Origin of the sequence: Haloprofundus halobius, from assembly GCF_020097835.1 — an archaeon.
In the GTDB taxonomy this organism is placed as follows: domain Archaea; phylum Halobacteriota; class Halobacteria; order Halobacteriales; family Haloferacaceae; genus Haloprofundus; species Haloprofundus halobius.
Genome location: NZ_CP083666.1, coordinates 3012031 through 3032273, shown reverse-complemented (window position 1 = coordinate 3032273; position 20243 = coordinate 3012031). Strand labels below are relative to the sequence as shown.

Genomic DNA, 20243 nt, shown 5'->3' with positions numbered 1-20243 from the left:
CCGCTACGATAGTGACAACTCTACGTGCTCTTCCAAGTCCGAGTCTCGGAGTTGTTGGAGTTGGGCGTCGCTCAAGTCGTCAAGTGCAAAGCGCTCATCGTCGAGTAGACCGTCCACGATTCCCTCCAGCGGAGTGTCCTTGTACGGTCCGAAGAGATCTGCTTTCGCTTCTTCGTAGAACCGTCGCATGTCAGAACCGTACTCACGGGAACGGTCTTTGAGCGTCTCGATAGCTGCGTCGTCGTTGCGGTAGACCTGCTCTTTCCAATTCCAGTCGTCGAGAAGACTAGCAATTGATTCCAGCTTAATTTCGCTAACTCGCTCGACACGCTGGTTCAACCGCTGCATCCCGTTCATCTTCTTCGACATCGAGATTCGGGCTTCCTGGATACGGTTGTCTACCTTACGCTCCTCTTCGTCGACCATCTGCTCTAACTCCTCAATCTCCTCCGAGAGTGAATCGAGGTCGCCGTCGTTCAGGTGTGCTTTCGCATCTTCGACGGCTTCTTTTGCTCTCTCGTCGATTTCGATGTCCGTATGAAGGAACTCCTCAGCGAGAACCCGCTGAAGGACCGTCTCTTCCATCGTCTGGGCGACATCGTTCAACCGGTTTTCGAGTTCGCTGTGTTGATACTTCTTGTAAACCTTCTCAAGCCTCTGCTCGAACGATTTACTCGACATAGTGCGAACTCACCTCCTGGAACAGGCCACCGATCGAGTCGCCGCTACTTCCTCCCTTGCCTGCAAAGGGGACCTCTCGGAAGCGCGTAACTACCTTGAGGTTCGAGAGCTTCTGACTTGCGAGAGCAGCTGTAATCTGATCGAAGTTGTCTCCAGACGATAACTCATGGGCGAGTCGAGCGGTCTCCCCCGCAGCCACGACGTCCTCGTTCGAGTGGCGACAGACCTTCCCGAGCGCCTCACGGAACTCTGCGTCGACACCATCGTATGTTCGCAGGCTATCGTATATTTCGCCGACTCGGTCCATATCTGTCCCTTCTACGGTCGATGTAACGTAGTCCACCGTCTCATCGTCGTATCCTCGCTTCACAACCTCGTCGAGTACCTTCCGCACGTCGTACATCGTATCTGCGAAGTCCTTGACGTTGTGTCCGGTTTCGAACCGAACTCGTGCCTCGATGTTCTGAATGTAGCCGCGACCGAGCATCTGTAACACTTTGTATGGTGGGTTACGGTCCAACCGTCGACGAACTTTCGGCACGTCAAGGGCGCTTGCAGAAACGCCGAAGATCTCTCCAACTAGTGATTCGACGTACGCTGCGTCTTCCATCGCATTCGAGAAGTGGGGATAGTCAGCTTTGTCGACTACTCCTTTTAGCGCCTTTTTAAGGTCCGAATCAAGTGAGAGGTCCTCATCGCTTTGGTACCGTTCGTTGAGTCGTTCGGCGGTTACTGGCTTCGTTGGGTCGTCGAGAAGAACGAGCGTCGCGTACGACGCGAGCAGGAAGTCAGAGAAATTCAGTTGTGCGTGTTGCTTGTACAACACGTTCTCATTATCGAGCTGTGTTTCGAAGATACGCTGACGCCACCGTTTTGCGTATCCAGTTAATTGCGTGCCGATGCGCTCACGCATCTTCTCGTAGTTGGCGCTTCGTGGCTTCTCAACTCGCCGAACGCCAAATTCAACTAACTGCCGGAGGTCTGACCGCTGGAAATCCTCCCGATTGAGGAGGATTTGATCCCACTGAGGTGCATCGTTCGAGTCCGGGTAGACGTACGGGGCTTTTTCGCTGCTGAGATTGTATCGCAGGGGCTGGCCCTCGTAGAGTCTGAAGTCGTCAGTGAGATCCTTTAGAAGGTCTCTGAGCCCCCGCCGAATATACATATTCGTGTCTGGGTACTTTCGAGGTTTTTCGAGCCAAGAGTCGACCTCTTGTTTCGCCTCTTCTACCTTTATCTCAAGAGAGCTACGCCCCCTACTTATTATTTCACTGCATTCGCCGCATTTAATTGTCCCATCAGATTCAGTGATAAACTTCGACACTGGTGCATGACAGTTTGGACATCCCTCTGGTGGAGGGTTAGTGCCACCAGTTTTGTTTACGCGCACCTCCTGAGAACCAACTTCAATCTCATCGGGGAGTCCGTCGACAGACAGGCCAAAGGCATCGACAAATTTTCGGTCGATGACTACTACGGTATCCTCTTCGACGCCGTACCACTTCGCCAAGTCAGCGTACTCCTCAGCTTCGTCGTAGACGGCGTCTGCGACGGAAACGGTGTTCCGGAGCGGCTTGAGAACATCAGCGCTTGACGGTACTTCGATGATTCCGTCGTAGAAATCCCGAAGAACTTCGAACACGACCATGATCAACTCGCGCGGCGACTGTTGATCTTCTTCGAGGCTCGTGTAGATTCTCCGGAGGAACGGTTCGTTGAACGGGAAGAGATCGCGGAATGACTCGTCGCAGAATCCGCACCCGGCGCAGATCGATCCTGCCGGTGCAGATTTCAGGTCGAACGAGTCGTCGTCTCGGTCGTACCGAACACTCTCGTCGTGATTCTTTATATAGCCGAGATATGGCCGAACGAAGTCCACCGCTGTTTGTTCGGTGAGGAAAGGTACACTGTTGGAGTTAGGGGTGTTCGTTTGGTAGAACTCGAAACGGTCTCCCGCAGTCTGTGTGTGGAGAACTTCCGTCGAGTCGTGCGTACCGGCAATGATGAAGTCCCAGTTGTCACTCGTTTTATCACGCTCCATATAATTCCGGAGCTTCTTTGCTTCCATCGCAGCGATCGAGAAGTCCTCGAAGACGAGTACTGGACGTGTATCCTCGAATCGTTCACCGACTCGCTCTAGGACTTGATCTAGTGAGGCGGTGTCGTACCGATCTCGAATCTCTCGCCAGAGCTCTGCATCGAAGGCGCTCGCCGCCTCACTGGATTGAATATCGCCTTCGAAGATCTGTAAGTAATCGTTCTGTTCGAACTCCTTCTCGCCGACGAACTGGACTTTCCGGTCGTACTCTCCTCGCTGGACGAGTTGTACGAGTTTGTCCGCGACGTAATCACGGATCTCGTTCTCTTGGTCTGCGGTCGTCTCGACTTCGTAGTCCAACCGTCGGAGATTCAAGATTGCACCAGACGTTGCATTGTTAGCGACCGTCTGTGGGTTGTGTTCGATGTCTGATTTGAGGTTCTTGAACTCGCTCGCACCCGGAAGTTCCTCACCGAAGTGTTCCTCGTAGAATTCGGGAATACGATCGGAGAGGATCGTCATCAGGTCGTCGTTCTTGTCGATGTGAAGAGTTGGCCGGTCGTCCTCTGTTTCGAGCCGGTGCGAGAGATACGCGCAGAGTTCGGATTTACCCGTTCCAACTACACCTTCGATAACGACGACGAAGTTCCCCTCTCGTTCTTCGGAGAATTGCCTGTAGACGTGGTCCTCGCTCACTGTCCGTTCAGCGCGTGGGTCGGACCCGTCGTACACCTCCATCGGACGGTGTGTGAACGAAAAGAGGTCGTAGTCCTCAGACCGAACGGCAGCGACCTTGCTGAAGAGTCTTCGTAGCGTCTTTTCATCGACCGCATCGAAGTGAGGACAGCGTCCGTTCTCACTCTCTACCGGTGTCGCATAGTTGCTCATGAGAGTACCTCGATAGAGTTTGCCTGACTGTCGATCCCTCGTCGAAGGGGAACCTGTTGGAGATTGATTGCCCCAGCGTCCCCTGACTCGATGATTCTAATCCGGTCGTTTGCGACAAGGTTGAACAGAACACGCGAGAGCGGGGCAGGAACACCATCTGGGCCCATGTCTACGAGGAGCAAATTGTCGTTGAGCCACTCTTCGTAGAACTGGATCGTGATTCTCTCACGGCCAGCGGCGTTCGAGGCGAGTCTGATTGACTCGAAAACCAACTCTTCATCTGGATACGTCGTATAGACACGACCACTGGCTTTGTAGATGAGACCCAGAAACCTCGCTAAGCGGGACCAGTTGATCATTTTAGGCTCATTCATCTCAATTGGGCCCTGTTGAGAGCGGGGTTCGTACCCTCGCTCTCTCGCGAAGCGATTCATTCGGGAATAAGTGGATTCGGAATTTGACTTGAACGTCTGAATGTTCTCTTCGAGCAAATATTGGTAGTTCAGCAGGACGACTGACTGTTTCCCCCAGCTGTCCGGCGTTGCATTCGACGCGAGCTGGTGAAGGGCGGCCAGACGAAAGTTCAAATCGTCATCTCCGGTCTCCCAGGGGTAGTCGACGGTGTAGTAGTCGGGCTCCTCGCGCCCGATTAGACCGATCTGTTGTAGGCCTCCAAACCCTTGCGAGAGGAGATTCTCTGGAAGGTCAGTATCGTCTTGGACTGACTCTTTCGTCGTGTTGCCGCGCTTGATCGATCGATAGACGGTCTGTAATGGCGCCGGTGTCTGTACCGTGTTCAGTATGTAACCTTCAGTTTCGCTCATGGTAGATCGTTCGTTAACCAGTCGTGATATTTCGATTCGATGTCATTCTCTTCGGGAGTCAATTCTCTCGCCGCCTCTTTCGCTTTTCGATGTTTGGGGCTCCGCGCTGCATACGAAAGATCGAACGTTTCGACGTCATCAGCGACAGCCCGATTCAGTTCTCGCGCGATTTGGATGCTCTCCTGACGGTCCCACTCGATGCGTCGTCTGAGCCACCCACCTAGCGCCTCGATTTTGTCGTCATTCTCGAGTGGCCCACTCCCCTGTGCATCTGCTGCCGCGAAGATTTCACAGAAGGTCCCGTACATTGGCAGATAAGGCGCATCCGGTAACACATCGAGGAGCTCCTCGACAGTCGTGAGGCGAGTCCCCTCTACGAACTTGTAGAGAACTGCATTGTCCTGTGCGAAGAGGTTCTTCGTATCTCGAAGCGGGAGCTGCCAGCCGGCGTCGGCGTACGACTCTTCGATTGCCTCGTAGACACGTTCGTACGACCCGACACGGTCGACAAATTGCTCTTGGTATAGCGGACGAGTTCCGCCGACGGGTTGAAACGTGCGGTCGTCCGCGACGACGACTAGCGTCCCCTCGCTGACGGTGTATCGATCCACCAGTTGTTTGATCGAATACTTCGTCTGATGCTCGTAGTAGCTCGTCGTGACTACGGCGAGATTATCGTCAGCTGTGAGGTCCATATTCCCGACGACGTGGTAGTCGCATCCAGGGAACTCGTACTGCCGCCCTCCTTTTTCGTACTCCCACGTCTGCTTCAGTTGTCGCCACGACGTTGGATACGTGAAATCTCCGACGCCGAGGTGCTGAAGCGCCGGGAGTGAACGGAGTTTCCAGAAGTGGACACTACCCTCTGGGTCGTGGATGAAGGCGACTTCGTTCGCCTCGAGACGACGTTTGACCGCAGCAAGCTTCACGCGCTCGCCACCCCGATGATTGCAGCGAGTGACCGGTGGTCGAGCAAGTCGTTCTCGAGGTAGTGAGCCGGCGTCCGCGAGAGGAGGAGACACTCGTCGCAGTAGGAGACACAGTCGCAGTCGGCGATTTCGTCGACCCGTGCTCCAACCTGAGTGAGGCTCTCTTGGACGCGCCACGTGATGCCGTTACCACCTTGCCGACTGTCGACCAGGGAGATTTTTACGGTGTCGCCAGTCGTCGTCGATTTGATCCGGAAGTCACTACGGTCACATTCGGCAACAATCGCAACAGCACGCTGAAGCGCTTGTTCCAAGCTGGTGAGCGCCTGTGGCCATGATTTCGTGTCGTGGCTCACGTGGTTGTAGCGTTCTTCGAGTGCTTTGCGGTCGAATCGAAGGGTGAGCCCCTGAGTGTGGTACTGTTGCCCTACTGGGCGGTACTTCTGTGCCTCCGCCTCGTTGAGGCGGTCACGCCACGAAAGACCACTCGACGACGAGGTCTCACTCTCGTCCTCTTCGATCAGCGCTTCAGACCGGATGACCGTGGTATCCGGACTGGTCGAGTGACCTCGTTCGAAGGCGTAGACGAAGTCGGTGATTTCGTACTGCCCGTATTCGACTTCACACGGAAGCCCGAAGAGTGTCGTCTCCTTCGTCTCCATCCCCCCGTCGTCGATGGTTTCGATGTACGTCGACATCTGGCCGTGTGTCCGCCAACCACTCTGTGCCCCACGGGCGAGTTGACACTCTACGTTGGCAATTCCGTGAACCTCGGTCGTCTTGAGCTCCGAATCACAGTGGGGGCATTCTACTTCACTGGTATCGTAACTCTGGAAGCGACGGTCACACTCCTCGTTGTCGCAGATGGCGACCTCGGCGAGCGCCGTTGGAGTTCCGCGGACGTCGCCGACGAGGTAGTCAGTTCCGTGGAGAGTGACTAACGCTCCGAGGTCGTTCTCCTCACCGGGGTACATGTCGTAAAGTCGTCCGCTACTCTCGAACGAGATCTCGTCACTGTACCCGCTGAACTTGACTGGGAAGGATTGACCGAACGACCGATAGTTGGCGAGGTAGCCGAGTCTGTCGAGCCACTGGTCGAGTCGGCTCGCATTCTGCGTGAGGTCACGATTCGCCGTCGCACCGCTCGACATAGTTCGCAGCCGACCGAACGTCTGTTCGCTACGAGTCGACAGAGAGAGTGGTCCCCCGTCCAAGAAGATTCGATCGAACACCTCGACGCCGCGTTCACCGAACACTTCGTCGACGTGCTCACGAAGAACATCTGCTCTCTCTTCCGTGATGAACTCCGTAAGAATTCCGAGCCGCTCCTGGACGGCAGAGACAAACTTGGTAAGATTCTCACGTTCGGGTTCCGGAATGCTGTACATACGCATGAAGACGTTCGTCTCGTGTGGGTTCCGCGCGAGGTAGGCGAACACTTCGGTCGCGACGTGACCGGCGAGTAGTTCGTCGAAATCGTACGGATGGGGGACACGGACTGGTTCGAAGCCACCGAGGTAGCTGTCGAGGTTGGCGTAGTAGTGCCCGTCGACAGGGTGCTGGCCACGAACGACGGTCATGACGAGCGAAGAACTACCCCGCGTCCGTCCCGTACGCCCCGACCGCTGTACGTAGTTCGTCAGCGTCGGCGGGACTCCGACTTGAGCGACTGTGTCGAGGCTCCCGATGTCCACACCGAGTTCCATCGTCGGTGTCGAACTCACGATGTTTACGTCGGGGTCTTCCTTCCGGAAACTCTCCTCAATTGCCCCCCGGACGGTGTGCGGGATGTTCCCTTTATGGATCCCGACTGTTACGAACTCTGGAGATTGCCCGTTCTGAATCGGTCGCGTTACGTCGTGTGCCCAGTGGTCGAGGGCGTACTCCCACTCTGAGTCGACATCAGCGTAGCCAGGCGTTGCGGTGAGCGTGCCGTCACTCGTCTCGGAGAACCGGCGGTACACGTAGATCGGATTACCGCAATGCTGACAGCGGTCAACTGCATCCCCATCTTGGGTCACCGGATGTGACGAATAGCACTCCTCGCAGAACGCGACTTCCGAGAGAAGAACGAGTTCAGAACGGTCCTTCGTGATAATCCTAGTGAAGATACCGCTATCAGCCGGCTCGTCGAGAACGCCCATCTGGTTGACTTGCTCTCGTGCTGACTCAAGGTACGTCCGAAGCTCTTCGAGCTTGGAACCGTCTGCGTTCGACGAGTCTACAGATTGTTTGACGTCGTCGAAGGGCATGATCGAGACGATACCCGCTTCGAGCATGTCCGCGAGCACGTCGTCAACGATATCGTCGATTCGCCCACGTTCGAGTGTAAGTCGGTCGTCTAATCTATCGAGAAGCTTCGACCGTGTTAGACCGTTGAACGAGACTCTGTTGTACGTGAACGACGCGTTGTTCAGTACGAACTGTTTGTACATTTCGTGAGCGACTGTCATCTCGACAGGGTCTGAGCGGTCGGCGACGACGTCTCCAGTGACGAGTGCGCTATCGAGGAGCGAATCGCAGTTTGAGAGACCGGCGTGGTTCCTGATCGTCTTCTGGAGCGGTTGCAGGAAGTTGTACGCCTCAGAGTCTTCGTCGATCTGGTTCTGGACGAGCGGGTCCCAGTACTCCGACTGAAGCCGCGATGCGACCGTCACGTACAGGTCGTAGTTATCGGCCCTTCCACCCTCCTCGATGAGTTCTTCGAGGTAGAGCGTCTGCGCCATGAGGCCGTACTCCGTCTCGATAATCGTGTCACCGACGCTCTCCGCTGCGCTGTGAGAGTCGGAAAAGACGAGGGTCTTCTTCGACGGAGTCACGTGGCAGACTTCGGTCAGCATGTACGAGAGAAGCGAAGATGTCGGCACGCCCACGTCGTTGAGCTTTGGACGTCCACCACATCCGGGACAGTGCTCAGACCGTGACGCCGAGTCGATTGGTACGAATACCTCATCCTCCTCGGTTTCGAGTTCCACGTACGGCTCGTGACAGGTTCGACAGAATCGGACCTCGGGAAGCGCGTCCCCACACTCCGAACACCGTTCGTCTCGCGTGAGCCTCTCGCATCTACGACACCAGAAGACCCTGTGCGGTGGCTTGAGGAACACATGGTACTTCTCGGTCACGATGCCAGCGAGTCGACCGAACGCCATAACGGTCTCGACGGTACCCTTCGGTACGTCTGCGCCTCGTTCTGCGGCGTCCTCGAGCAACGCATCGTACGCTTTGAACCCGACAACACCAGTCGTTCCCGTGTCGAACCACTCGGTGAACGCAGCCACTTCGGGAACGGAGTCGATGACGTAGTCGTACCAGCCGCTCGTGAATCCGCTCTCTTCGATTACGGTCTCTACGATTCGGCTTCGTCCCGACTTCGACCGAAGAACGTCGTCAGCATCTGTGAATTCGTCCTGTTCTCGTAGCTCCGCGACAGTTCTCACAATGGGCTTGACAGCCCACTCAGGTGTATCCGAAGAGACCGTAAGTTGGTCGCTGTCAACGAGACCGACTTCAGCGAGTGTTGCAATTCCGTTCGCAACGTCCAACTCCTCAACGAGAGCTTCAGCGTTCTCGACATCGAGCGCGGCGACTGCGAGCGCGTGGACGAGGTCGCTCAAATCGCAAGGAGCGAAGCGGTCGAACGAAGGCTCACCGTTGATCCGGAAACCCCGCGGAGTGAACTCGACAGCGTTGATATCCGCGGGCTCAGTCTCCACGCCAGCTAGTGATGCAGCAAGTGATCGTGGGTTATCGACTGTCGCTGAAACCATCGTCACCTGCGGATCGTTCTCGGCGTAAAATGCTTTTAACCGCTGGGACAAGAGCGAGACTGCCGCCCCCTGTATCCCGCTCCAGACGTGTGCTTCGTCGTAGACGATATGCTTGAGGGGTTGATCACCGGGGTTATCACCGAGCAGACCTCTCGTCTCGTCGTTGTTCGAGACGAACATGTAATCGAGTGCTTCCGGAACAGTCAGGAGGATATCAACCCCCTGTCGGATGGCCTCGCGGGTGACTCGAATCCACGAGTACTGGTTGTCGTCCGTTCCGACACTCGTGTTACTGAGGACCCGAAGCTTTTCACTCTCATCCCGGGGATCAACGAGACCTCTGATGTACGATCCCTCTTCAACTTCGTAACTCCGTGTTCCAACTCGTTGTGGGGTGTCGGAGTCCCAGATGCCGATCGTAATCCGGTCGTCAGGATCGCGTGATCGATTGATGTGATCGAGGTAGGTAATGAACCGGTTCAACTGGTCGACACCCAGCGTCTTCATTGGATACAGGATGATCGACTTCAGCCCTTCCTCGTCTGTCGAGAGGCAATAGTTGAGAATCGGTAGGAAGAACGCCTCCGTCTTACCAGCTGCCGTAGGCACTGCGAGGATATTGTCACGGTTAGTCGTCTCGATTTGCCGAATCATCTCGGCTTGGTGTTGATACAGCGATCCGGATTCGTTACCACCGAACAGCTCGGCGATGATCGTCTCTGTAATCGTTTCGTCGTAGCCGAGTTCGTCGAGGAACGCGGCGGCTGTCTGTTCGTGGAACTTCGGAGCATCGACGAACTCGACGAACGGACCCTTTCGTTCGATGAGCTCTTCGGAGACGAACGACTGTGCGTTCGAGATTCCGTCAATGCCTGTGAGTTTCGTCATACGGCGATTCCACCACGTGATTTCGGCGGCCCTACCGACTGCCGCGTCGAGAGTGTCTTGTGGAGATTGCATTCTATTGTTGTTGTTGCTACCTTTTGAGTGAGCTATTAAATCTACTTCACGAGCGATTCGGCGACGGCGTCAGTCTCTGAATCCGGTGTATACCTCCACTGTGACCTCTCGTCCGTCTACGAGTTCAGGGACCTCAGCCGACGTCAGCGTTACCGACGGCGGATTGGCCGTCTCACTCACAGCGAGGGCGCGATACAACTGCTTCCAGGCTTTCTGGTCCTCGTATCGCTTCACGTCTGGGCTAACCGCCTTGAAAAGCGCCTTCGAGGCGATGATGAACAGCTTCCGTTTCATCCGACTCGCCCCGACGTTGAACCGGTTCGCGTCGAGGAGAAACTCGGCACGGCTATTGACGTACCCCTGGTTACCAGCGGTCATGGCGAGAACCATCACGTCCTTCTCGTTCCCCTGATACCGTTCGACGGTGTCGACGGGAACACCGATATGGTCTTCCTGGAGCCGTCGGCGCATCAGACGGAACGGGACGACGATCCCCGCCGACACTTCATCAGGGCCTGGGCCACTGGCGACCGTCGGGAGGTCGCGGAGCAGACACTCAGCAAGATACGCTTCTACCGGGCTGTCCTTGGTGAACTGCTGGTCGTCGTGAAGCAGTAGCGTCACTCGAGTCGACGGGTCGAGGGCAGCCCGAAGCCACTCCGGGGTTTCAGAGGTCCGGATGTCGGGGAGACGCTTCCCGGAGGCAGCGGACTCGAGTTCGATTCCATCACGGTGGTAGAACAGCTCCGTTTCGAGACGCGCCATCGCCGGTGGTAGCCGATAGGTGGTGACGAGACGGTCCATCGGCAGAACGTTGTCGGGATCGTCCCACGACGGGGGTTCGCGCTTGAGGTACTCGAGTTCGTCTTGGGTCTCTCCGCGAAGGAAGCGAACGAAGTCGAGTGCAGACACAGCCGGCGTGTGCTCTTCGATGGTCTGCCGGTCCTCTGACTCCCAGTCGTGCGACTGAATCGGCTGCATCTGCCGATGGTCCCCGACGAGCTGTATCTGCCGGTGCTCTCGGAGGAACGCACCGAGGAGGAAAACCAGTGGGAGGTCCATCATGCTCGCCTCGTCGATGAGCGCGTAGTCGAAGACTCGCGCCGTGCCGGCGGACATGAGTTCTTCGACATCGCCCGCGTCCGAATCCAAGAGGTCGCGAATCGACGCCACCGTGTTTCGGAGTGAGACGGGTGTCGAGAACACCACGAGTGGGTCGCCCCCATCGAGCGCTAACTCGAAGAGGCCGACGAGTTCGTCGCGGTCCTCGTAGGCGCTCAGCTCGACAACGTTTTTTGGGAGCACCCCAGTCGGAGAACCAGACCGAACGCGCACGAGCGTCACCGGCTTGCTCTTTCCCGCCGCTTCGAGCGCCTCTTGGGCTTCTCCGACCGCAGAGGCGATTTCGTCGACGGCGGTGTTCGAATGTGCCGCGCCGACACCGATGAACGATTTGTCGCCGTCGTGGTTAGCGTAAGCACGTGACAAGATGGCGGGCGCCGATGCGTAACTTGTCTTCCCCGTTCCTGGTGGCCCCTGTAGACCACTCACCGAGTGGTGGAGTCGACGAACGAACGACTTCTGCTGTGCGTTCGTCCTCTCGGGCATCGCATCGTCGAACGCTTCGAGGAAGGATTCAATGGCCTCCGAATCACAAAACGGCTCGTCGTATCGCAGCGCCGTGGGATCGGTCGCTTCGTACACTCCGAGGAGGCGGTTGTGGATGTCGTTCGTCCCGGCGTGCTGGAGTGCGCTCCGAGCACGATTAGCGGGGAAGTTGTCGAGCGCCTCGTCGGCGACGAAGGTCATTCCCTCTTCGATGAGTTGTCGGTTCCACTCGTCGTCGGCGTCGCGTGTCCACCCCACGTGATTGGGGAGGTGTGGCTCCTTACTTCGGTTTCGTGGCCAGTTCAAGGAGATGCCAACCGTTCCCTTTGAGGTATCGACCCAGGAGATTACACCCAACACCTTGTTCGCGTACCGAGTCGGGGACTTCTCAGTCTCAGTGAGCGTTCCTTCGGCAGTAGCCTCCAGCGGGGTGAGTACGACGTACGTACCCGATTCGAGCGACAACGACGTCTGGCTCGATAGTCCGGGAACACCGTTACCGAGTTGACGGAGTATCCGTCCAGTCAGTGTTTTATCCTCTGCGTCAGAGCTTTCTGGTGCGTCAACGACTTCAAAGGGGATGGCGTCACCGTTGGCTGTCCGCTGTCCGAGGGGTTCGCGATAACGGCTCTCCAGCGCTCGCCGTTTAGACCCGAATTCGAGTTTTTGGTACTCGATGAGCGTCTGCTGTAGTTCCGAGCCCCCCAACGAGTTCTCGCCCATGTTCGCCAGGTTTAGCGGTTGTTTCTCGGTTTTCGCGTTCTTCCCACGCGTACAGCGTTCAATATACTCGTACGCAGCGCATATGGCGCGTGCGAGGTCCTTGATGTCGCTGAGAGAGACTCGTGCCGAATCTTTCCCGCCGTGGTGACGGTAGCGCATGATGTCAGCCCGTGTCTCCTCGTTGTCCGCCCAATCGGTGTCGAGAACGTCGAACTCCTCACACGCATACAGATACTCGAGCGGAACGACGTCCACGTGTCGCCCGACCAGCGGGTAGAATTTGGTGAGATTGTCGTTAGGAACTTGAAGACCGTTTTTCGCGTCGGGTACGATGTGTTCGCCTACTTCGGTGTACGGAACTCCCGTTTCGAAGAAACCGAGGGCGAAGACGTCCTTCAGCGGCGTCTCGTACTCGTCTCGCTTGTCTTCCCACTCGAACGAGTACTCGCGCGAGTAGAACTGAGCAACGGTCTGAACGACGCCGAGACCCGGATACCGGAACACGTGACGGCTCCGGAAGTCCTCTTGAAGGACAGAGACCATCTCTTGATCGATGTCTTCGCGGTATCCGAGCAGCGTCCGGAGTGTCTGACTCGCTTCGGTGTCTGGGTGACGTTTCGCTGCATCGACGAGATACCGACGCTGAGTCCCACTGTACGGATAGAGGTGCAAATACCCCTCTTCGGGTCGTTTTCCCTCCGCGGTAAGGTCGGGACGAACGCTCTCGATTGCATCGGTGAGTTTACTGTAGAACTCCGCTAGCAGCGCTCGTTCGGCGTCGTTTTTCGCCTCGAGGTCCTCTGAAAGGCCCTCCGTAGTAACGACGACGAACTCCCCCTCACTGTCGTCTCTCGAGCAAGCAACCTTCGCTGCTAACAGGACTAGACGGTCGCGAATGTGGTCGTGCTGAACGTAGGGGTAGACGCGAACGAGCGACTTCCGCGGATAGTCGTTCCACGGTCGCTGCCACGAGTCGTCGTTCGGGTCGTCATCGGGAAGGTTCCGTCCGCTTCCAACGAGATACTCGCTCCACGGCCCGACTCCCTCGGCCTTCTTTTGCCACTGTTTCTCATACTCCGGGTCAATCTGTCGCAGGAATCGATGAGCGATCTGTGCCCGGTGGACGAGATTGGAGATATCTGTCGATGTTTGTATCTGTGCGACGCGTTCAGGGTCTTTTGGTTTTGGGTGCGTTCGAGAGGTGGGTTGGCGGTCCCACTCTCCGGTTGGGTACTCGAAGAGGTCGACTAAGTCGTCGATCTTCTCGATACCGTGCTTCCGAAGACTCTCCTGGACGCCCTCTGAGAAGCCGAGGAGGGCGAGATCGTGGTTGAACGCCGCGTACGCGACACATCGAGCTTGGTTTGAACAGCCGTCACATCGGGCGTCGATACGATAGTTCGGTTGGTCAGGATCGTCGTGGTCTGCGAGCGGGTCACCGTCCTCGCCGAGCAGTGCTGTATCGAGCGTCCCTCCCTCTTCGAGCAAGAGTCTCACGTCGTTCTCTCTAGTCGATAGCTCGAAGGTGTCGAGCTCGTGGAGGTCGATCCGCGACTTGACCATCGTGTCTACGACATTATCCCGAGTGACGATGCTGGCTGAGATTTTAACCGGCATCTCGGACAGCAGCGACTTCAGTTGGAGGCTGTAGATTGCAGCCTGAATCTGGTGATTCGTCTTCGCGGTCTGCGAAGACTTCACTTCGAGGACGCGGATGTGAGCACCCCACTCGTCACCGACTTTCTGGGGAACGACGAGTACACCGTCAACATCGCCGCGGACCGGCCAGGCTTCTACTTCTGATTCGAGTGGTGTCTGGTACGCCAGTACAGGACGGTCTCGGTCACCATCGACGACTTCGCGTACGATGTGCACCAATCGCCTGACGTCGGCTTCGACATCACCAGACCACGTTTCTTCGAGTGTGAGGTCAGAGTCTCTTGGACCGATGCCGCATACGTTTGCTTCGAGAAGTTTTGCGAACTGCGTCTCCTCGAATTCGATGCCCGTTTGGGCATACAAAGGGCTCAACGGTACGTCGCCGATTCCCCCGAACGAGTTATCGACGTACCGTTGGTAGAGGTACATCGGACACTGCTGAAGACTGTAGTACTGAGCGATGACACTCGGATGGACGGTATGTCGCCGGGAGTCTCCGTTTTGGTCGTTCATCTACGGTACCTCTTCTTGTGCACGCCTGGGTGCGGGATTGTGAATATGTGTCATAATGGTTTCTCCGAGAATTCTCTTGAAGTCCGAAATAGAGATCGGATAATTTCTATACGGTGCTAATCTGATCGCTCTTAACCGACAGATTTGTGAGGCCACCCATACGGTTCTGGGACCAAACGGGCCTTGTTCGGCGCCGCGGGCGTGACATCCCCAATTTTGTCTGTGGTAAGATCTACGGAGCCCGGCAGAGTCGGCACTACGACCTTCTCAGCCGAACACGTAGAGTGTCAAGTACTACTGCGACTGTCAGGAGAAACCAAACAGCCATCTCCCACAGTATATCGGACGTCACCCAATAGCAAGTCGAGTAGCTCTGACGAAAGGGGCTTACATCGACCCACGCACCAGGAAGTCGTCCGTCATGAACGCACCTCCTGGGTTCGCGAGGGTCCGTTTTTCAGGCCGCCAAAACAGCGAAGGAGTTATCCGAATCCCACACGTAGCACTCTTTGTACTCGGTGAGGCGGATACTTCGCCATAATGCCGGGTTGTTGGCCCCCGTGACGACGGACCTGGCAGGGTGTGAACGTCACGCGGGCACTGTATCACCTATCTTAGCTACATCTACCGACGAGTCCTTCCCATTTAAATCTTGTCCAAATAAGAAATTGATTGTAGATTATACTCAAAAACCCGTCTTCTGATTTCGGACATTTATTCCGCAGTGGTAATGTCGCTTTTCAGAAAACAGCCTGCGATTATGTCCTCACATATACCATTCTAATCCGTTAATTCGTCACATTTGACTAAACTACAGGGTTCAGGGTTACATTCTGTTTCTAATCGCTCGTATTTATGGGTCAGAACAGATTCGCTCTCTTCTCTCTTGAGAAACAATTTCGTCTCTATGCGCCCCAGCATACCTAATCGTGTCAGTATGAGCTCCTCAGAACCACCAGTGCAGCGAGAGTACACAATACCCATTTAATCTCCCGAAATTTGGCAGAATTAATAATTGGCGTTCGCCATACCCCTTTCAAAACCATGAAGTGAGGGATAGAGTACATAAATTCGCTGGTGGTGTAGTCATCGGTACTACCTTTTCTCGATCGGAACAAACGCTGCTTGTCGAAGCATTGAACAGGAAGTCACTACTTGCAAGGAGTAAGCAGCCTGATGAAGTATTTCGACCGTAATTCAAATCCCTCACGGATGGACGAGAATATTCGACCGCTCCTGCGGGGCCTCTTAGAGAACACGCAGATCTTCGGACCGGACGATGAAAACCCTCGGTACGTCACAGACGCGCTAAAGTACACCCGGAAGCCACAGAAGCGGCGAGACGTAGAAGAGAACAAGCATAGGGGAGAGGACCCGTTCATCGACGAAATCGTCGAGATATTTGGATTCGATCCGCTCGACTTCCAGGCAGACAGCTGGCGGTTGGTTCGTGATCTCGATGCGACACGGCAAAGAGATAATCGCTCGCAAGGTGCGATTTTCTCTGCACCGACTGGTTTTGGAAAGACGGAGGCGTTTCTCGGACCGTTATACCAACTACTCCGTGACGGTAGCCAGGAGATGGCAATCCTCGTCTATCCGAGCCGTGCCCTCCTCCAAGACCAACTCGGTCGAATACTCAAACACCTTCATCAGATCAAAACGACCAGTGACGACCAACTCTCTGCCGGGATCTGGACCGGGGACACGCCGTACGAACGATCGGATGTCGAAAACCAATCTGCGCTCTTCGAACGGTCGAACGGAAGAAACGAATTCCGTTTGGCTAACTGTTGGTGCGGAGACGACGATGAGAATCACTCGTTCATCTTCACTGGTGGGGACGATGGATACGAACTCGTCTGTGAGAACGACCCCTCTCACTCCTTCACCAGCCGTGAACTGATTCTCAATCGGACCGACATGCGTCACGGCGGACACCCGAATCTTCTACTGACTACGTTAGAGTCACTAGAACTCTTCGGGCTGAAGCCCAACTACGACATCATAGACTACGCAGATACGATCGTCTTCGACGAGATCCACCTCTACACTGGGCTCAGAGGTGCGCACACTGCGAACATCGTGAAAAACATCGAGTCAGTCACCGAAGACGCCCTTCTCTGGCTTGGCTCGAGCGCCACCGTAGACGATGCAAAACGCTTCGCAGGGAAGATCTTCCCGGTTCCGACGAGCCGAATCGAGTCGGTCTCCCCCGCCGAGTCTGATTTCGACACAGACCACAACGACGAGGAACACTACTACTTCCTGAAATCGACGGCAGACGGTCCAGGAGTGTCGTCGATGTTCATCCAACAGATCATGCTACTCGGTCATGGTCTGCTGCAACAGAACGACGCACCTCAAGGAAAGATTCTCTCGTTCATAGACAGCATCAGTCAGGTAAATCAGAAGAGAACCCAACTGGAGGACGCCGATCAGAACAGACAGCTCTGGGAGTACCACGTCGGATCGGGAGAAGCAGACGATTGGGAACGTGTGGCTGAGGAGATGGGCTACGATTTCCTCAACGAGAACCTCGATTTTGCTTCTGTCTACTCTGACGTAGGGTTCGATGCATCCGTTACCGAGAGCGATGTTCTCCTCTCGACGAACTTCCTCGAAGTGGGTATCGACGTCGGGGACATTACGATTGTGACTCAGTACCGAACGCCGTGGAATCTCTCCTCGTTCGTCCAACGTGCCGGACGCGCAGCACGCAAAGAGGGGACCGATTCTCACATCTTCGTCTTTCTCTCAGACCTCACAGCCGACTCCAACATGTTCTACCGCGCTGACCGATTCCTCGGGTCTGAGATTAGAACCCCACTCAAAACAGATAACGAGGTTGTAGAGTGGATTCACGACCAGTTCGAGACGTTCTATACCGTCATGAGCGGTATACTTGACGAAGGGTACATTTCGACGCAACAGGACAAAGACGCGTTCTACAAAGCGTTCCTCGTAGACGAGCTCGGGTGGGAAGATTACTATACGTTACTCACTGACCCTTCAAAGATTTTCTCTCGCGAGTTCGACATCTATGAGTCATTTGACGCACTCACAGGACAGCGACCGGTTATGAACCTCCTCGCCACCTTAGAGGGGGAACGAGAGCGATTGAATCAACGGACGAGCATCGCCGGTACCGACGGGAGCAGAGGTACCGAGGTGGTTGTCTCCCTCACCGAAGCAGTTCGCGAGAACATCCTTCGATTTGTCCAGGAACGCATAGAGATGATCGATACGTGTCGGTCTCACCCGAGTAAGATACTGGAGGAGAGTGAGCTGTCGGAACTCGAAGAGAAGCTGGAGTCGTTAAGAGCAGCAGCTACCGACGATGCAGGGAAAACTGACGCTCCTGCCGATCAGTTCCAAGCTCTGCTCCCGAACCTCTTCCATATCACCGGCGACGTGATGCTCGTGACTAATCACGCCCAGAGCCAGGGCGTCGACGTCGGAGGGTTCCAGTTCCAAGCGCAGGATATCCAAGAGCAGGTCACGGAGCTGAGAGAGCTAACTGATGACGACGAGATTGAGAAGCTCGAACGTCAACAGAAACAGGTCTACTACCTGATGCAGGCACTCGAGGAGGTGCACAAGTATCACAAAATCGAGCCGAACTACCTCAGTCTCTACTACATCAAACACCTCCTTCGGGGTGGCTACTACTACGATCGGTTCCTTCGCGCGAGCGGAAAAACGTTGAGCGACGAGGTGTGGTACATTCCGGACAACTACTTCGACGACGCGGGTAAGTACTTCACCGTCTTCAGCGACGAGAATCGGATCGGGGGGGCAGAAGAACCGATCGACAAACTCGTCCACTCGTACACACCGCTTCGTAGTGAGTATCAACAGGACGCAGGTCACCTCCAAGCCTTCGTACCAAAGACCATCATCGAGGACGGTACAGTCCGCTTCGACTTTAGCGACATCGACGGTGAAGAACGCCCTGATCTGCTGATACCGGAATCTGTTGTTCTCACCGACATTACGGACCTGAGTGGCACTCAAGCGCTCAACATCGTTCGCTACTGTCCGCAGTGCCTCCAGATTATCGACGACAGTAGCTGCCTCCGTCACAATGATTCGAAGCTGGGCAAGATTCACGCCAGTCCAAACGTCGAAACGTCGTTAACCGAACGAAGCGAGGAGCAGACGAGAGGGGGAGTGACGCTCGCAGACATCTCTGGGAAGGTACGACTGACAGGTACATCTCTCGAGATTACGCCTGCAACGTACAATCGAAGCTCGAATGAATACATCTTCACCGGTGGTGACCGAATCAAGCGAGAAATAGAAGCACCTCAGCAGACACTCGGATTCACCCTCGACACACGTGGTCTCTTATTCGATATCAGTACGTTCCTTGACGCTGCGACAGACGACGAGATACAGGAACGAGTACGTCAATACAAGAATTTCGACGAAACTTCGCCGACCTACGTAGCCGCACACACGGCTGCTCACTTCTACACGCAGTTCGTCGCCGACCTTGCAGGAATCAGTCCGAACAGCCTCTTCTACGGTGTCGACCTTGACAACGAAGAGGTGTACGTGTTCGAGCGCTCGCAGGGAGGACAAGGAATCGCGGACATGGTCTTCGACGACCTCCGTGAAGACCCCGCAACTGCTCTCGAGTCGATCACTCGGATCTCGTACAACCCGCAGGTGCTCAACGAACGTCTGTGGGCCGACTCGGAGTTCGTCGCAAAATTACCCCCCGTATCACCTGATCGAGAGACAATCGAAACACTCGTGCGAGAGTCCGATGTCGTTCCCATATTCGACCACATCGTTGACCTCGTCGTCGAAGAAGTACGGTCCTCGATCGACCGGGCAGGCCAGCTCGCAAAAGAGGAGACGACGTCCCGCCGCACAGCATATCAGATAAAACACGTGGTTGCACGCGAGCGCGTCGCTGGAAACGACGAGTTCCCGCGTGCAGCAGTCTCAGAACTCGATCCGGACTTCGACGGGTACGAACGTGCGGAACGACTGTTCTTCTCGCCGGACATCGACGGCTGTGTCGATAATCTCCATCTCTCCGAATGTATTTCCCCTCACGACCAATCGGATGCACTCAGTTACGTCTTCCTCGAATTCCTTCGAGAGCAGATTATCGAACGAGTTCCTAGCGACGAAGTCGTCACGCGCATCTTCGACATCGAGGCACTCCCGGGAGGTGATTACGATGGTACGAGCGTTTTCGTTACCCTCTAGCGGGCTCCGGTATCTGCTTGGATACTCACTCGTCCACGCCGACCGCGTGGCGATCTGTTCACCGTGGCTGAGCGATGTCGAACTTCGCCTCCCACTCGGAACAGACCTCCAGAATAGACGAATGCTCCTCTCGGAGGCACTCCGTCGATTCGAGACCGAGCTAAATGTCTACGTGAGACAGGGAGAATCTCACAACGAGTTCATTCTCTCACGGATGGGTCAGTCCGCAACGGTCACTGAAGTCGACGACCTGCACGCGAAAGCGATCGTCACAGACGGATACGTCTATATCGGATCCGCAAACATCACTCGTGGTGGCCTTCTGACGAACCGAGAGCTTTGTGAAATCGTTGAGAATCAGTACGAGGACGTAGCGACGTATCTGAAGTCGGAGCTGGGTCTCGGGTCAGTCGTAAAGTAGCAG

General features: G+C 55.6%; 8 protein-coding genes. 2 read left to right on the top strand and 6 right to left on the bottom strand.

From position 1 onward, the window contains the following. Positions 1 to 3: 3 nt before the first annotated feature. The 6 genes from LAQ74_RS15900 to LAQ74_RS15875 all read right to left on the bottom strand — a co-directional run bounded on the left by LAQ74_RS15900 (position 4) and on the right by LAQ74_RS15875 (position 14296). The gene (locus tag LAQ74_RS15900; protein WP_224333538.1) at positions 4 to 681 is read right to left on the bottom strand and encodes a hypothetical protein; all 678 of its coding nucleotides are present in this window, start codon (positions 679 to 681) and stop codon (positions 4 to 6) included. Then, on the bottom strand, positions 671 to 3607 hold the full coding sequence (locus LAQ74_RS15895; RefSeq protein WP_224333537.1) for a nucleoside/nucleotide kinase family protein: 2937 nt from the start codon (positions 3605 to 3607) through the stop codon (positions 671 to 673). Before LAQ74_RS15895 ends, LAQ74_RS15900 begins: the two co-directional genes overlap by 11 nt. Next, positions 3604 to 4431: a hypothetical protein gene (locus LAQ74_RS15890; protein WP_224333536.1), complete on the bottom strand. Its 828-nt coding sequence runs from the start codon at positions 4429 to 4431 to the stop codon at positions 3604 to 3606. The genes LAQ74_RS15895 and LAQ74_RS15890 overlap by 4 nt, the downstream gene beginning before the upstream one ends. Continuing rightward, on the bottom strand, positions 4428 to 5360 hold the full coding sequence (locus tag LAQ74_RS15885; RefSeq protein WP_224333535.1) for a hypothetical protein: 933 nt from the start codon (positions 5358 to 5360) through the stop codon (positions 4428 to 4430). Before LAQ74_RS15885 ends, LAQ74_RS15890 begins: the two co-directional genes overlap by 4 nt. After that, positions 5357 to 10018, bottom strand: a complete 4662-nt coding sequence (locus LAQ74_RS15880) for a DEAD/DEAH box helicase (protein WP_224333534.1) — start codon at positions 10016 to 10018, stop codon at positions 5357 to 5359. Before LAQ74_RS15880 ends, LAQ74_RS15885 begins: the two co-directional genes overlap by 4 nt. A 141-nt stretch (positions 10019 to 10159) precedes the next feature. Beyond that, positions 10160 to 14296 carry an AAA domain-containing protein gene (locus tag LAQ74_RS15875; RefSeq protein ID WP_224333533.1) on the bottom strand — a complete coding sequence of 1379 codons (4137 nt, stop codon included), beginning with the start codon at positions 14294 to 14296 and terminating at the stop codon, positions 10160 to 10162. 1473 nt (positions 14297 to 15769) lie between these two features. Between LAQ74_RS15875 and LAQ74_RS15870 the strand changes: the two genes are divergently transcribed. Both LAQ74_RS15870 and LAQ74_RS15865 read left to right on the top strand, forming a co-directional pair. Further along, entirely contained in the window at positions 15770 to 19819 is a 4050-nt protein-coding gene (locus tag LAQ74_RS15870; protein ID WP_224333532.1) for a DEAD/DEAH box helicase, read from the top strand. Next, positions 19791 to 20240, top strand: coding sequence for a phospholipase D-like domain-containing protein (locus LAQ74_RS15865; RefSeq protein WP_224333531.1), 450 nt, complete (start codon positions 19791 to 19793; stop codon positions 20238 to 20240). Before LAQ74_RS15870 ends, LAQ74_RS15865 begins: the two co-directional genes overlap by 29 nt. The last annotated feature ends 3 nt before the right edge of the window (positions 20241 to 20243 follow it).

Excerpts from the sequence above, each read along its gene's own strand:
- LAQ74_RS15900 (WP_224333538.1), bottom strand. The coding sequence starts at position 681 with ATGTCGAGTAAATCGTTCGAGCAGAGGCTTGAGAAGGTTTACAAGAAG.
- LAQ74_RS15880 (WP_224333534.1), bottom strand. The coding sequence starts at position 10,018 with ATGACGAAACTCACAGGCATTGACGGAATCTCGAACGCACAGTCGTTC.
- LAQ74_RS15865 (WP_224333531.1), top strand. The coding sequence starts at position 19,791 with ATGGTACGAGCGTTTTCGTTACCCTCTAGCGGGCTCCGGTATCTGCTT.
- LAQ74_RS15870 (WP_224333532.1), top strand. The coding sequence starts at position 15,770 with ATGAAGTATTTCGACCGTAATTCAAATCCCTCACGGATGGACGAGAAT.
- LAQ74_RS15895 (WP_224333537.1), bottom strand. The coding sequence starts at position 3,607 with ATGAGCAACTATGCGACACCGGTAGAGAGTGAGAACGGACGCTGTCCT.
- LAQ74_RS15890 (WP_224333536.1), bottom strand. The coding sequence starts at position 4,431 with ATGAGCGAAACTGAAGGTTACATACTGAACACGGTACAGACACCGGCG.